This window comes from Microbacterium sp. F01, from assembly GCF_056156365.1.
In genome coordinates this window covers 1,977,026-1,990,658 of record NZ_CM149592.1, presented here as the reverse complement: position 1 = coordinate 1,990,658, position 13,633 = coordinate 1,977,026, and the positions used below count along the sequence as shown (strand labels likewise).

General features: G+C 69.7%; 12 protein-coding genes and 4 tRNA genes. 7 read left to right on the top strand and 9 right to left on the bottom strand.

Annotation, left to right across the window (positions count from 1 at the left end):
- Window positions 1-2: 2 nt before the first annotated feature.
- The 3 genes from ACVN90_RS09085 to ACVN90_RS09075 all read right to left on the bottom strand — a co-directional run bounded on the left by ACVN90_RS09085 (window position 3) and on the right by ACVN90_RS09075 (window position 3,063).
- Complete coding sequence (locus ACVN90_RS09085; protein WP_475101795.1) at window positions 3-1,208, bottom strand: thiolase family protein; 1,206 nt, start codon at window positions 1,206-1,208, stop codon at window positions 3-5.
- A gap of 72 nt (window positions 1,209-1,280) precedes the next feature.
- Window positions 1,281-2,480 (bottom strand): ribonuclease D, encoded by a 1,200-nt coding sequence (locus ACVN90_RS09080; RefSeq protein ID WP_475101794.1) that lies wholly within the window; start codon window positions 2,478-2,480, stop codon window positions 1,281-1,283.
- Complete coding sequence (locus ACVN90_RS09075; protein ID WP_475101793.1) at window positions 2,473-3,063, bottom strand: DUF3000 domain-containing protein; 591 nt, start codon at window positions 3,061-3,063, stop codon at window positions 2,473-2,475. Before ACVN90_RS09075 ends, ACVN90_RS09080 begins: the two co-directional genes overlap by 8 nt.
- A 25-nt stretch (window positions 3,064-3,088) precedes the next feature.
- On the opposite strand from ACVN90_RS09075, the gene ACVN90_RS09070 reads away from it, so the two are divergent.
- Window positions 3,089-4,342 (top strand): alpha/beta hydrolase family protein, encoded by a 1,254-nt coding sequence (locus tag ACVN90_RS09070; RefSeq protein ID WP_475101792.1) that lies wholly within the window; start codon window positions 3,089-3,091, stop codon window positions 4,340-4,342.
- A 16-nt stretch (window positions 4,343-4,358) separates the two neighbouring features.
- Here ACVN90_RS09070 and ACVN90_RS09065 read toward each other — a convergent pair whose 3' ends face one another.
- Together ACVN90_RS09065 and ACVN90_RS09060 are read right to left on the bottom strand one after the other, a co-directional pair.
- Window positions 4,359-4,799, bottom strand: a complete 441-nt coding sequence (locus ACVN90_RS09065) for a SufE family protein (protein WP_475101791.1) — start codon at window positions 4,797-4,799, stop codon at window positions 4,359-4,361.
- Between the two features lie 34 nt (window positions 4,800-4,833).
- Window positions 4,834-5,739, bottom strand: a complete 906-nt coding sequence (locus ACVN90_RS09060; RefSeq protein ID WP_475101790.1) for a sulfurtransferase — start codon at window positions 5,737-5,739, stop codon at window positions 4,834-4,836.
- A 185-nt stretch (window positions 5,740-5,924) separates the two neighbouring features.
- Between ACVN90_RS09060 and zapE the strand changes: the two genes are divergently transcribed.
- The 3 genes from zapE to ACVN90_RS09045 all read left to right on the top strand — a co-directional run bounded on the left by zapE (window position 5,925) and on the right by ACVN90_RS09045 (window position 9,024).
- Window positions 5,925-6,953, top strand: a complete 1,029-nt coding sequence (zapE, locus tag ACVN90_RS09055; protein WP_475101789.1) for a cell division protein ZapE — start codon at window positions 5,925-5,927, stop codon at window positions 6,951-6,953.
- A gap of 182 nt (window positions 6,954-7,135) precedes the next feature.
- Window positions 7,136-8,404 (top strand): ammonium transporter, encoded by a 1,269-nt coding sequence (locus ACVN90_RS09050; RefSeq protein ID WP_475101788.1) that lies wholly within the window; start codon window positions 7,136-7,138, stop codon window positions 8,402-8,404.
- Between the two features lie 92 nt (window positions 8,405-8,496).
- Window positions 8,497-9,024 (top strand): type II toxin-antitoxin system PemK/MazF family toxin, encoded by a 528-nt coding sequence (locus ACVN90_RS09045; protein WP_475101787.1) that lies wholly within the window; start codon window positions 8,497-8,499, stop codon window positions 9,022-9,024.
- A 42-nt stretch (window positions 9,025-9,066) separates the two neighbouring features.
- On the opposite strand, the gene ACVN90_RS09040 is transcribed toward ACVN90_RS09045, so the two are convergent.
- Window positions 9,067-9,142, bottom strand: a tRNA-Val gene (locus tag ACVN90_RS09040).
- Window positions 9,143-9,297: 155 nt separating this feature from the next.
- Between ACVN90_RS09040 and ACVN90_RS09035 the strand changes: the two genes are divergently transcribed.
- The 3 genes from ACVN90_RS09035 to ACVN90_RS09025 all read left to right on the top strand — a co-directional run bounded on the left by ACVN90_RS09035 (window position 9,298) and on the right by ACVN90_RS09025 (window position 9,598).
- Window positions 9,298-9,370, top strand: a tRNA-Gly gene (locus ACVN90_RS09035).
- A 54-nt stretch (window positions 9,371-9,424) separates the two neighbouring features.
- Window positions 9,425-9,498 (top strand) — tRNA-Cys (locus ACVN90_RS09030).
- A gap of 25 nt (window positions 9,499-9,523) precedes the next feature.
- A tRNA-Val gene (locus tag ACVN90_RS09025) sits at window positions 9,524-9,598 on the top strand.
- Window positions 9,599-9,643: 45 nt separating this feature from the next.
- Here the strand turns inward: ACVN90_RS09025 and ACVN90_RS09020 are convergent.
- Genes ACVN90_RS09020 through ACVN90_RS09010 form a run of 3 tightly spaced genes read right to left on the bottom strand, consistent with a single transcriptional unit; the run spans window position 9,644 to window position 13,339 of the window.
- Window positions 9,644-9,856, bottom strand: a complete 213-nt coding sequence (locus tag ACVN90_RS09020; protein WP_475101786.1) for a KTSC domain-containing protein — start codon at window positions 9,854-9,856, stop codon at window positions 9,644-9,646.
- A 25-nt stretch (window positions 9,857-9,881) separates the two neighbouring features.
- The gene (locus tag ACVN90_RS09015; protein ID WP_475101785.1) at window positions 9,882-10,922 is read right to left on the bottom strand and encodes an alpha/beta fold hydrolase; all 1,041 of its coding nucleotides are present in this window, start codon (window positions 10,920-10,922) and stop codon (window positions 9,882-9,884) included.
- The gene (locus tag ACVN90_RS09010) at window positions 10,919-13,339 is read right to left on the bottom strand and encodes a GMC oxidoreductase (protein ID WP_475101784.1); all 2,421 of its coding nucleotides are present in this window, start codon (window positions 13,337-13,339) and stop codon (window positions 10,919-10,921) included. Before ACVN90_RS09010 ends, ACVN90_RS09015 begins: the two co-directional genes overlap by 4 nt.
- Window positions 13,340-13,633 lie beyond the last annotated feature (294 nt).

Sequence of the window (13,633 nt, the reverse complement as noted above, 5' to 3'; positions counted from 1 at the left end):
CCTCAGCGCTTCTTCTTGCCGTCGAAGTGGGGGTTCTCCCAGATGACCGAGCCGCCCTGGCCGAGGCCGACGCACATCGCGGTCAGGCCGTAGCGCACGTCGGGGCGCTCGGCGAACTGGGCCGCGAGCTGGATCATGAGGCGCACGCCGGAGGCGGCGAGCGGATGGCCGAGCGCGATGGCGCCGCCCCACTGGTTGACCCGGGGGTCGTCGTCGGCGATGCCGAAGTGATCGAGCAGCGAGATCACCTGGATCGCGAACGCCTCGTTCAGCTCGAACAGGCCGATGTCGCCGATGCTCAGGCCCGCCTTCTTCAGCGCCTTCTCGGTCGACGGGATCGGGCCGATGCCCATGATCTCGGGCTGCACACCCGCGAACGCGAACGAGACGAGCTTCATCTTCGGCGTGAGGCCCAGCTCCTTGACCGCGCCGCCGCCGGCCAGCAGCGACATCGTCGCGCCGTCGGTGAGGGGCGAGGAGGTGCCCGCGGACACCCGGCCGTGCGGGCGGAAGGGCGTCTTCAGACCTGCGAGGTCTTCCATCGTGGTCTGCGGGCGGCGGCCCTCGTCCTCGGTGGCGAGGCCCCAGGAGCCGTCGGCGTCCCTTGTGGCGACCGAGACGAGGTCGGGCTGGATCTTGCCGGCGTCGTACGCCGCCTGCGCCTTGTGCTGGCTCAGCATGCCGTAGCGGTCCGAACGCTCCTTGGTGAGGTGCGGGAACCGGTCGAAGATGCGCTCGGCGGTCACGCCCATGTTGAGCGCGCCCGGGTCGACCATCTTCTCCGCCACGAAACGCGGGTTCGGGTCGGCGTTGCCGCCGATCGGGTGGTGTCCCATGTGCTCGACGCCGCCCGCGAGAGCGAGGTCGTACATGCCGACGCCGATGGACCCTGCCATCGTGGTGACGCTCGTCATCGCTCCCGCGCACATGCGGTCGATCGCGAAGCCCGGAACCGTCTGGGGGAGCCCGGAGAGGATCGCGACGCTGCGGCCGAGGGTCAGCCCTTGGTCACCGGTCTGGCTCGTCGCTGCGATGGCGACATCGTCGATGCGGTCCTTGGGAACGCCGGGGTTGCGCTCCATCAGCCCGATCGTCGCCTTGACGGCGAGGTCGTCCGCGCGGGTGTTCCAGTACATGCCTTTCTCGCCGGCGCGCCCGAACGGGGTGCGCATGCCATCGACGAAGAAGACGTCCGAAATCTCGGCCACTCTGCCTCCAAAAGTAGGGATGTCGCCAGCCTAGGAGGGCGCGTGGAGCGGTCGGAATCGGGTGGGGGAAACCTACGAAGCCGTTTCCGGCGCCTTCGATACGGCTTGCACGGATCCCACAAAGGCATCGGCAATCACCTGTGAGGTCTGCGCAATCTGCCAGGGTCGTGCGCCTAGTGTCGCAAGAGCTTCGCCGACGGATGCTGCGGTCAGCGGCTGCGGGGGAGTCCAGGCGACGCGCCGCAGCAGCTCGGGCGTGAGGAGATTCTCGGTCGGCATGTGCAGCTCCTCGGCCCGCTGCTCCACGACGGGGCGAGCCGCCTTCAGACGGGCGTCGGCCTCGGGGTTGCGATCGACCCACGCCCGCGGCGGCGGCAGCGTGTCGCCGCCGGTCGCACGTTCCAGCGGGAGCTGCGTGACCGCACGCCCGCTCTCGATCGCCGCCCACCAGCGGTCCAGCTGCGACCGGCTCGCGCGGCCGGTGAAGTCCTTGACCGCGGCGAGGGCGCTCTTCGTCTTGGGGTCCGCCAGCACCGCGGCGACCAGAGCGCGGTCGGGGACGAGGCGCCCGGGGGCGACGTCCTCCTCCCTCGCGTACTCCTCGCGTGCGGTCCACAGCTCGCGGGCGACGGCCAGCGCCTTGCGTCCGCGCACGGTGTGCAGGCCCGACAGGCGGCGCCACGGCTCTTCCCGGGGAGGCTTGGGCTCGCGTTCGAGCACGGCGCGGAACTCCTCCGCGGCGAACTCGGTCTTACCCTGCTCCACGAGCTCGGCGACCAGCTTGTCGCGGACGTCGACGAGGTGCTCGACGTCGAGTGCCGCGTATTCGAGCCACGACTGGGGGAGGGGCCGCGTCGACCAGTCCGACGCGGAGTGGGCCTTCGCGAGCGTGATGCCCAGCGTGTCTTCGACGACGGCCCCGAGGCCCACCCGCTCATGGCCGAGCAGGCGCGCGGCGAGCTCGGTGTCGAAGATGGAGGCCGGCTCGAGCCCGATCTCGCGCAGGGAAGGCAGGTCCTGGCTCGCGGCGTGCAGCACCCACTCCTCGGCGCCGATCGCATCCTCGAGCGCCCGGAAGTCTCGGATCGGCGGGGGATCGAAGAGGAACACGCCCGCCCCGCGCCGGTACACCTGCACCAGATACGCCCGCTGAGAGTAGCGGAACCCGGAGGCGCGCTCGACGTCGACGGCGACAGGCCCCTCCCCGTCTGCAAGGCGCCGTGCGGCCTCTCCGACGCGCGCGACCTCGTCGATCACGTCGTATTCAGCCACGTGGCGACCTGTGCGAACCGAGCATCGCGATCCCTTCCGAGCCGGGCGGAAGTCCGGCCAGCATGCATACCAACTCCGCCCATGCTTCCACGTGCGGAGCGATCGCGCCTTCCGGAGACCAGGACGCACGCAGCTCTATCTGTGCGCCGTCGCCCTCCGCGGCCAGCGCGCCGAACCCCTTGGAGAGGGTCTTCGTCGCCGTTCCGGATGCCGAATGGTAGGCGGCTCGTCGTGATTCGAGCGCATCGGTGAGCCAGGTCCACGCGACGTCCGCGAGCAGCGGATCGACCCCGATCTCGGGCTCGAGCGGAGCCTGCGCGAAGCACACGATCCGCCACGGACCGTTCCAGGGCGCGGGCTCCTCCGGATCGTGCAGGAGGACCAGCCGCCCGGTGCCGTAGGGAGAGTCCGTGGCGTCGGGCTCGGGACGCACGTCACCCGCGATGGCGAACGCGTTCGGCGCGAGACCCTGCGGCGCGGCGATCTCGCGGACCGTGAGGTCGTCGCGGAAGGAGATCGCGCGCACCGCCTCGGCGGCCTGCTCGAAAGAGCCCGGTGCCGCCGGGGGACGCTGCTCAGTCACGCGGACAGACTAGGCTGATGCCTCGATGGTCGCCTCCAGGCGCGCCGCATGGGGCGGCGCACGCAGTTACCCGGGAGGGCCGAAGGCTCTCGCTCCTCGCCGCAGGCGCAGGACGCCCGCCCTCGTCGCCGGGGTGAAGGCCGCGCTCACGGTGCTGAGCGTGGCGCTGGCCGCTGTGCTCGGCGCTCTCACGGCGAGCTCCGTGGTGATGGCCCGAAAAGTCGTCACTCCCGCACGCCGACAGGCCGACACCCGCATCCTCGCGCTCGACACCGCCGCGCAGACGATCACCCTGTCGCGCACGGCCGACACGGAGCTCCCCGGTCGCTACGGGCTGTTCACGTCCGGCACGTCCGACTACATCAAGCTCGGCTCGGTGCTCTCGGAGGACGCCTCGAGCGTCAAGCGCAAGCTCCTCACCCACATCCCTGCGGACGCGAGCCTGGCCCCCGAGGCGGCGTTCAGCGGCTGGTACTACGACCACCCCGAGCAGCTGCACCTGCCGTTCACGCCGGAGCTCATCGGCTCCACGGTCGGCCCGTGCCCGGCGTGGCAGTTCCCGGCCGGAGAGGGCGACACCTGGGTGATCCAGGTGCACGGGCGCGGCACCACGCGTGCGGAGTGCCTGCGGGCGGTGCCCGTGTTCCACGCCCTCGGCATCACGTCGCTCGTCGTGTCGTACCGCAACGACGGCGAGGCGCCCCGCAGCCGCAACGGCACCTACGCGCTGGGCGCCACCGAGTGGCGCGACGTCGACGCGGCCGTCGGATTCGCGCGGCGACGCGGCGCGCGCCGGATCATCGTCATGGGCTGGTCGATGGGCGGCGCGATCGCGCTGCAGCTCGCGCTCAACTCGGCGCACGGGGATGCCATCGCGGGACTCATCCTCGAGTCGCCCGTCGTCGACTGGCGCATCGTGCTCGACTTCCAGGCCCGCGCCGAGCGGGTTCCCGGCGCCGTCAGCCGTCTCGCGATCGAGGCGCTGCAGGCCGAGTGGGCCTCGCCGCTCACCCGCACCGGCGCCGCGATCCGTCTCGACCAGCTCGACGTCGTCGCGCGGGCCGCGGAGCTCAGGCATCCCATCCTCATCCTCCACAGCGACGACGACGGGTTCGTCCCGTCGGACGCCTCGCACGACCTCGTCGCCGCGCGTCCGGACCTCGTCGAGATGCAGGTGTTCGAGGTCGCACGCCACACGAAGCTGTGGAACTACGACCAGGAGCGCTGGAGCGCCAGCATCGGCACCTGGCTCGCCGCCCACGGGATCATCGCTGACTGACGGATCCTGGGAGGGATCACACCGCCGACTTGGCGCGCACCTGACGCTGGGCGCGCAGGAGCATTCCGGTCATCCCGGAGATGCGCAAGGGCGACACCACCCGCGTGAGACCGAGCGTCTGCGGGAAGTCGCCCGGCACGGCCAGCACCTCGGCGGCCGTGAGGCCGGTGAGTCCCTGCGCGAGGATGCTCGCGAACCCGCGGGTCGTCGGCGCCTCGGGCGGAGCAGTCGCGTGCATCGCGACTGCCCCGTCGGCATCGACGTCGATGACGATGAACACCGGCGACTGGCACTCGACCACACGCTCGTACAGCTCAGGGTGCCCTTCGTACTCCGCAGGAACCGGCGGCAGGTCGTAGGAATACTCCAGCAGCAGCTGCAGCCGGTCGAGCTCGGGCAGCTCGAGGAACTCGTCGCGGATCTCGGCGAGACGGTCAGGCAGAACGGCTTCGGTCATCTCCGCCATTCTCCCACGTGATGGATGCTGCGGCTCAGCGCTGCGGCGCCTCGCCGGGCTCGGCACCCGCCACGATCGGCACACGCACGGCGCTGCCCCACTCGGTCCACGACCCGTCGTAGTTGCGGACGTCGTCGAAGCCGAGGAGATGCTTGAGCACGAACCACGTGTGGCTCGACCGCTCGCCGATGCGGCAGTAGGCGACGATCGCGTCGCCGTCCTCGAGCCCGACCTCGCCGCGGTAGATCGCGTCCAGCTCGGCGCGGGACTTGAATCCGCCGTCCTCGCCGACGGCGCGCGCCCACGGCACGCTCTGCGCCGAGGGGATGTGCCCGCCGCGCAGTGCGCCTTCCTCGGGATAGGCCGGGGCCGACGTGCGGGACCCGTCGTACTCCTCGGGGGAGCGCACGTCGATGAGCGGCCCCTGGCCGAGGTGCGCGAGCACGTCGTCCTTATAGGCGCGCAGCACGGAGTCGTCGCGCTCGATCACCGGGTAGTCCGTGGGCGCCGGGGTCGAGGCATCCGTCGTGATCGGCCGCCCCTCGGCGATCCACGTGTCGCGACCGCCGTCGAGGAGGCGAACGTCTTCGTGACCGAACAGCGAGAACACCCACAGCGCGTACGCGGCCCACCAGTTGTTCTTGTCGCCGTAGATCACGACGGTGTCGTCGCGCGAGATGCCTTTGCGGCCGAGGAGCTCGGCGAAGCCCCCACCGTCGACGTAGTCGCGAACGACGGGGTCGTTGAGCTCGGTGTGCCAGTCCACCTTGACGGCACCGGGGATGTGGCCGGTCTCATACAGCAGGACGTCCTCGTCGGATTCGACCACGACAAGGCCGGGCGCACCCAGGTGAGCCTCGAGCCAGTCGCCCGTCACGAGCCGGCCGGGCTCGGAGTACTCGGCGAACTTGTCGGACGAGGTGTCGGTCGCGACGGTCATGGCATCTCCTGGATTCGGGTGCGAGGTCGAGCGGCTGTCATCCGGTGTCAGGCGAGGACAGGCGCCCGCGGCTGACGGTTAGGGTTGAACCGTCGCCTTCGACCCTAGATTCCCGGGCGGGGCGGCACAGCACTCTTGTAAGACTCCGTCACAGGCCCTCTGTACGATTCCGAAGCAGGATCCGCATGACCGTCTCCGCCACCCGCACCGGCGTCGTCCACCTCGCGGAGCGCACTCCGCAGCTCGCCGGCGCCGAGATGGTCGCCGCGCTGGTCCCACCGCCCCAGTTCGCCGACGCAACGTTCGACACGTACCGCGCCGACCCCGCCTATCCGTCGCAGCAGGAGGCGAAGGATCTGCTCCAGGCGTTCTCCGGCGCCGCGGCGCCCGCCAAGGGCGGGCTGTTCCGTCGCGCGAAGCGCCCGGAGCTCAAGCCCGGCGTCTACCTCGACGGCGGCTTCGGCGTCGGCAAGACCCACCTGCTCGCCTCCGTCTACCACGCGATGCCGGCACGCCGGAAGTACTTCGGATCCTTCATCGAGTACACCGCGCTGGTCGGCGCACTCGGCTATCAGAACACCGTCGAGCTGTTCCGCGGCGCGGATCTGCTCTGCATCGACGAGTTCGAACTCGACGATCCGGGCGACACCATGGTCATGACGCGCCTGCTGGGCGAGCTCGTGACCTCCGGAACACGGCTGGCCGCGACATCCAACACCCCTCCCAACGCCCTCGGCGAGGGACGCTTCGCTGCGCAGGACTTCCTCCGCGAGATCCACGCGATGGCCTCGAGTTTCCAGACCATCCGCATCGACGGCACCGACTTCCGCCACCGCGCGGTCGACGGGCATGCCGTGGTGCTCGAGGAGCCGCAGTACGAGGCTGCGATCGCGGATGCTGCCGCCAGAGGACTCGCGTCGGACGACACCTTCGACGCACTCGTCGGGCACCTCGCCCACGTGCACCCGTCCCGTTACATCCGCCTCATCGAGGGACTGGCGGTCGTGGGGCTCCGAGACGTGACGCCCTTCGACGACCAGTCGGCCGCACTGCGGTTCGTCGCCTTCATCGACCGCGTCTACGACGCGCAGCTGCCCATCCGCGCGACCGGCACGTCGCTGGACCTCGTCTTCCCCGAGGAGATGCTTGCCGGCGGCTACCGCAAGAAGTACCTCCGCGCCATCTCACGCCTGGTGGCCTCGACCCTCGCCTGAACCCGCCGGGCATCGACCGGTTCGGGGTCGCCGCACGGCAACGCGAAACACGATGTTTACGTGAGCACCCATCGCGTAACGAAGGGGAAACACGGGTCGTCCCGCAACCGAAACGGACCGAGACCACACTGAGGGAACCCGACGCTACACCTGCGTCACCCGCAGAGAGGTTCTCCACCGAGATGGATCAAGGCAACACCGCATTCATGCTCATAGCGGCCGCGCTCGTCCTGTTGATGACGCCCGGTCTCGCGTTCTTCTACGGCGGCCTGGTCAAGGCCAAGAGCGTCATCAGCATGATGATGCTGAGCTTCGGAGCCTTGGGGCTCATCGGCGTGCTGTGGGTGATCTACGGCTACGCGATCGCGTTCCCCAGCGCTGACGGACTCGTCGCCCCCTGGGCGATCGACTGGTCGGCCATCGGCCTTTCGAGCCTTCTCGAGACGCCTGAGGGCGCCGCCTACCCGCCACTGGCCTTCGTCGCCTTCCAGGCCACGTTCGCGATCCTGACCGTCGCGCTGGTGTCGGGCGCGATCGCCGACCGCGCCAAGTTCGGCTCGTGGATGATCTTCGCCGCCATCTGGGCGACGATCGTCTACTTCCCGGTCGCCAGCTGGGTCTTCAACTTCGGCCTCGCTGAGGACGGCAGCTTCGCCTACGGCGGCTGGATCACCTACGGCATGCAGGAGTGGTTCGGCGTCGGCGCGATCGACTTCGCCGGCGGCACCGCGGTCCACATCAACGCCGGTGCGGCGGCTCTCGCTCTCGCGCTCGTGCTCGGCAAGCGCGTCGGCTTCCAGAAGGGCGTCCACGTCCCGCACAACCCGCCGTTCGTCCTCCTCGGCGCCGGCCTGCTGTGGTTCGGCTGGTTCGGCTTCAACGCGGGCTCCGAGCTCGCCGCCGACGGCACCGCGGCGCTCGCGTTCGTGAACACCATCGCGGCACCTGCTGCAGCCCTGCTCGCGTGGCTCGTCGTGGAGAAGATCAAGGACGGCAAGCCCACGTCGGTCGGCGCGGCCTCCGGCGCGGTCGCGGGTCTCGTCGCGATCACCCCCGCGTGCGCGTCCCTCACCCCGATCTGGGCGATCGTGCTCGGTCTCGTGGCCGGCGCCGTCTGCGCCCTGGCGATCGAGCTCAAGTACAAGTGGGGCTTCGACGACTCCCTCGACGTGGTGGGCATCCACCTGGTCGGCGGTCTCATCGGAACGCTGTACCTCGGCTTCTTCGCCAACAACACCGGCCTCATCTACAGCGGCAACGGCACTCAGCTGATGGTCCAGGCGATCGCCGCCGTGGCAGTGCTGGTGTACTCGTTCGTCCTCGCGTACGCCATCGGCTTCCTCATCGAGAAGACCGTCGGCTTCCGCGTCAAGAACGAGGACGAGGTCGCCGGTATCGACACGGTTGTCCACGGCGAGGAGGGCTACGTGCTCGAGGGCGCTCGCGCCTGACACACGGCATCCGCTCCGAAGGGGCGTCGCGGTCTTCCCCCCACCGCGGCGCCCCTTCGGCGTTTCCGGCGCCGACCCCGGGCGATCCTAGGATGGCGACTGTGACACAGCGAAGCGGGCTGCGCAGCATCCTGAACAGCATCCTCCGGCCCCGCCGAACGGCAGGCCCTTCCTCGGCCCCTGCGCCTGAGGACGGCCGCAGCGGGCCGACGGCCACCGTGGAGGTGGCGCCGCCCGGCAGGGGAGCGCTGAGGATCACGTACGCGCCCGATCACGACGGCGATCCCGATGCGGGCGAGATCATCTGGACATGGGTGCCCTACGAGGAGAACGACGGGCGCGGCAAGGACCGCCCGCTCCTCGTGATCGCGCGGCAGAGCGCCGAGCGCGTGTACGCCGTCCGTCTCACCAGCAAGTCCCACGACGGCGACCGCGACTTCCTCCCTCTCGGCACGGGGGACTGGGACGCGCAGGGACGACCCTCGTGGCTCGACATCGAGCAGCTCTACAGCGTGCATCGCGACGGCATGCGGCGCGAGGCATCCGCTCTCGATCTGGACCGGTTCGTGCGCGTCGCCGACGCCCTCCACCGCCGCTACGGCTGGGACGTCGGCAACTGACGCAAGAAGGCCCGATCACTTTCATGACCGGGCCTTCTGTGGTGGTGGGCGATACCAGACTCGAACTGATGACCTCTTCCGTGTGAAGGAAGCGCGCTACCAACTGCGCCAATCGCCCGTTCCCCGAGGGGGACGAGTAACAACCTTACCGGATGCGGGAGCGTGCCTCGAACCACATCGGTGTGACACGCGCGGGGTGCACTCGGTTTTGCAGGACGCTCAGGATCGGTTAGAGTCTTTCAAGTGCCCGGGTGAACAAGCCGGGAACGAAATGCGGATGTAGCGCAGTTGGTAGCGCATCACCTTGCCAAGGTGAGGGTCGCGAGTTCGAGTCTCGTCATCCGCTCGAGTGCAGGGATCCCCCTCCAGGGATCACGGCACGTGGGGTCAAACCACACGCGGTGGCGTGGCCGAGCGGCTAGGCACCGGCCTGCAAAGCCGTTTACACGGGTTCGAATCCCGTCGCCACCTCCACTCGAATTGAATAGCCCTTTCACGGGCGCGATTGGCGCAGCGGTAGCGCGCTTCCCTGACACGGAAGAGGTCACTGGTTCGATCCCAGTATCGCGCACCACCTGAAACCCCCGCCTCGGCGGGGGTTTTCGCATTCACGTGCACCTCAGCGGACGTGCTCCGAGGGATAGACCTCCCTGATCCGCTCCTGGAAGAACCTCCCGGCACTGTCGGCCTCGCGGAGCGCGCGGTGCACCGACGGCGGCACCGCGAAGTAGCGATACACGTCGCCCGACGTGAACTCGAGTTCGAGCACGGCGGTGTCGGCGTCGTATCCCGCCGACGCGATCGCCGCGGAATCGAGACGGTGTCGTCGCACGGCTTCAGGCTACGCCGCGACCCGGTCAGGCGTTGAGCTCGGCGAGGACCCTCGGATAGACATCGATGTGGGCGCGCGCCCCGAGGAAGACGTCGGCGTGGCCGTATCCGCGGAGCACGGTGAGCGAGTGCCGACCCGGCTGATGCCGTTCGAGGTAGGCGTGGGTCTGCTTCTGGCTCTCCGGCAGGAACGCACGGTTCTGCGCACCCGCGAAGAGCGCGAATCTCGCCTGCGTCTGCGGCGCCGAGGCTGTGATTCTGGCGGACAGACCACCCTTCGCCCGGATCGGCACGATCTGCCCGGCGCGGTCGGAGGCGGCGAGCTGCGCGTAGAAGCTCATCGGCACACGGCCGAACTCGGTCGCGACCCAATCGTGGGTCGCGGCATCCAGATTCGCGTGCCGCCAGAGCGCGGGATGCCCCGACCCGAGCGCGAAGCTCGCCATGTTGCAGCTCGCGTTGCCGCATTCGGCGTGCCACATGCGCACGGCGTTGCGAGTCACGCGGGGGAGCACCCCCTCCGGTCCGTCGCGCCAGGGGACGTCGACGTACGACTGCGTGCGCTGTACGAGCGGTCGCAGCGCGTGCAGCTTCACCCGTGCGAAGGGCGGCATCACCGGATGCAGCGATACGCCGTTCGACACGATGACGTCCACCTCGGGCACGAGCCCGCTCACCGCGGCCATGCTGAGGGCCGTCGACCCCTGGCAGTGCGCCACCGCCCTCAGCGAAGATGCACCCGTCTGTGCGAGCACGTGGCGGACGGCGGCAGGGATGTCGCGGAGCGCGACGTCGTCGAGCGTCCAGGGCCGCGGGTCGAGGTCGGTCGAGCCGCGCCAGTTGAGCATCCACACGTCCCAGCCGTCGTCGAGGAGCACATCGACGAGCGTTCGTGCGACGGGCGGCCGGAACGACTCCGCCCGCATCGCCACGCCGTGCAGCAGCAGCACCGGCCCCTTCGTGGATTCGGCGTCGGTGCGCACCCGGATGAGGGTGATCGTGACGCCGTCGCCGGCGTCGAGGAAGTGGACCTCGTCATGGTGACGCCATCGTGCCGAGGCCCTCACGATCCCTCCTCCCTCGGCGCCGCCGACGACGCCGACGCCGGGGCGGCGTCCGGCGGGGGCGGTCCGGGGCGCAGGTAGACGTCCTTCATCGAACCGGCGAAGAAGGCGCCGAACCGGGCGATGGAGCTGAGCGGACCCGAACCCGACCCGCGGAACGTCGTGAGCTGACGCGCGAAGTCGAGCGGGAGGATCCGCAGGATGCCGGCGCCGACCACGTCGGCGCCGGCATCCTGAGCGCCGTTCTCTCCGGACGGGACATGCCCGCGCATGAGGGTGATGTAGAGCGTGGAGGTGTCGGTCCACATGTCGAAGCCGCGATCGTTGCGCACGGTCTTGCAGCCGTACATCGTGAGCGGCTGGCCCGACATGTCGCTGAACCAGAGCCGGTAGCGCATTTCGCGGGTGAGGACGGCATCGGCGGCCACGAAGAGGTTCGCCCACCCGCGCTGCACGGGCAGGGTGCCGCCGAGGAGGTCGCAGTCGACGTAGCCCTCGGCGGTGGCGGTGTGGTCCTCGCCGGCTGCGAAGCGCTCCACATCGGGTGCGGTGATCGTGAGTTGGAACATGAAGCGCTGCGCCAGCTGGCGCCCGAGCTCCCAGCCCGCGAGCGGATCCGTCTCGCCGAGGGCGAGGTGCCCCTTCATCTGCTCGGTGAACTCCATGCCGCGGCCGGCGACGGGATCCGCAGGCGCGGCGACGACAGGCGCCGGGGCGGGCTCTGCCGCCCTGCGCCGCCGCCTGGGCTTCGGCTTGTCGAGCACATGCTCGAGGGCACGATCGGCCATCGCCGCGATCGTGAGCGATGGATTGGGGCCGACGGGCCCCGGCACCGCCGAGCCGTCGACGACGAAGAGTCCGGGGTGGCCGAACGACTCGTTCCAACTGTCGACCACGCCCTCCTGCGGCGCTCGCCCCATCGGGGTGCCGCCCAGCGGGTGCACCGTGACGACGCGCTTCGTCCACCAGAGCGGGTTGTCACGGAACTTGCCGCCCAGCGCTTCGGTGATGCCCTTCATCGTCTCGCGCATGGCGTCGAAGTACGCCTTGCTCGTGGCGGTGGTCCACTCCACCTCGATCTCGCCGTCGACCAGCGTGATCCGCCCGTCCGGTGTGTCTCGGCCCATGCCGAGCAGCGGGAGCGAGCTCGAGGTGAGCCGGCCCTGCCCGACGAGCTTGGCCACCTCGGCCGAGATGGTGGACTCGTTCTTGTTCGTGAGCCGGTGGGCGACCATCTGAGAGACGACGCTCGCCGCGCGCCGCATCGACGCGGTGACCTGAGCGGTCTCGACGAGCCAGCTGGTGAACTCGGGGAAGCCCGCCTCCTGCACGTAGTAGCCGCGCCCCTGGCCCTCCTCGTCCAATCCGTCGGGTTTGCGGATGGCCGTGGTGATCACCGGCCCAAAGGCCGGGTCGATCATGCGCGTATGCCCCGCCTCGGTCGTCGACTGCGCACCGAAGCAGAAGGTCAGCAGGTCGCCGTTGCCGCTGAAGCGGGTGCCCAGAGCGCGCCCGAGCGCGGGCAGGGCCACGCGGTTGCGCAGCAGCAACGCGGTCGTGCCGAAGGTGCCGGCGCCGAGGAACAGCTGGTCGCACGTGATGCGCAGGTGCGTCCGCTCGTGACGGCCGCTCGCATCGGGGTCGCCGTAGCGCACGTAGCGCACCTCGTAACCGCCGCCGTCGAGCGGCGTGACACCGGTCACCTCGCACAGCGTGCGCAAGTCGGCTCCGTGGGCGGCCGCCGCGGACAGGTAGTTGTGGTCGAGCGTGTTCTTCGAGCCCTCGTTGCAGCCGATGTCGCACTCGCCGCACAGGCGGCACGTGAGTCGTGTCGCGTTGTGGAGGTTCCCATACGACGGCAGGTCGACGACCTGCTTCGGGATCGCCTCAGCTCCTGGCCGCGACGAGAACGACACCGCGAGCGGGGGAGAGAACGCCTGCAGTCCCAGCGTGTCGGCGGCGTCGCGCAAGGCACGCGCCTTGGGGAGGTCGGGGTAGGGGTTCGGCACCGGCGTCATCATCGCCTCGACCGCGTCGTAGTGTCGGTCGAGGTCGCCCCGGCCGATCGGCCAGTGCTCGTAGCCTCCGCCCGGCAACGGGGAATCGTGCACGAACCACCGCTCGTCCTTGCGCAGCAGCACGTTGGCGTAGATGAGCGAGCCACCGCCGAGCCCTGCCGACACGATGCCTTCGAGCTTGCGGAACGACCGCACGTCGAACAGGCCCAGCAGTTCGTCCTTCGGCTCCCAGAACGCCCTGCTCATCTCGTACGGATTGCGCGCGAAGCTCCCTGGCGGGTACGCGCGTCCGCGCTCGAGCAGCACCACGGAGCGGCCCGCCTCGGCGAGACGATAGGCGCTGACGGATGCGCCGAATCCGGAGCCCACCACGACCGCGTCGACGTGCTCTGCCGTCGGCATCTCAGGCCATCTCCTGGCCGACGGGGGCGTACCTCGGGTCGTTCTCGTGTTGCGTACGGATCATCGACTCCCTCTCTGCGGGGCTCGGCGACACACTCGGTGGAGACGGTCGTACACCGGAGGAGTCCCGCGCGCCGCAGAAGATACGTCGCCCTGGAACCACCCCCTCGGCACTCAAACTAGTGATCCCGGCGACGACGCCGCAACGGATGCCGCGCCCTGTGGCAGAGCTGCTCAACACGTCGCCCGAAACATCCGCACGTCGCATGTACGAAGGATGGCCCGTGCATGCTC

What these genes read in the sequence shown, in the direction of transcription:
- ACVN90_RS09070 (WP_475101792.1), top strand. Translation starts at nt 3,089, where the DNA reads ATGGTCGCCTCCAGGCGCGCCGCATGGGGCGGCGCACGCAGTTACCCG.
- ACVN90_RS09065 (WP_475101791.1), bottom strand. Translation starts at nt 4,799, where the DNA reads ATGACCGAAGCCGTTCTGCCTGACCGTCTCGCCGAGATCCGCGACGAG.
- ACVN90_RS09060 (WP_475101790.1), bottom strand. Translation starts at nt 5,739, where the DNA reads ATGACCGTCGCGACCGACACCTCGTCCGACAAGTTCGCCGAGTACTCC.
- zapE (WP_475101789.1), top strand. Translation starts at nt 5,925, where the DNA reads ATGACCGTCTCCGCCACCCGCACCGGCGTCGTCCACCTCGCGGAGCGC.
- ACVN90_RS09050 (WP_475101788.1), top strand. Translation starts at nt 7,136, where the DNA reads ATGGATCAAGGCAACACCGCATTCATGCTCATAGCGGCCGCGCTCGTC.
- ACVN90_RS09045 (WP_475101787.1), top strand. Translation starts at nt 8,497, where the DNA reads ATGGCGACTGTGACACAGCGAAGCGGGCTGCGCAGCATCCTGAACAGC.
- ACVN90_RS09010 (WP_475101784.1), bottom strand. Translation starts at nt 13,339, where the DNA reads ATGCCGACGGCAGAGCACGTCGACGCGGTCGTGGTGGGCTCCGGATTC.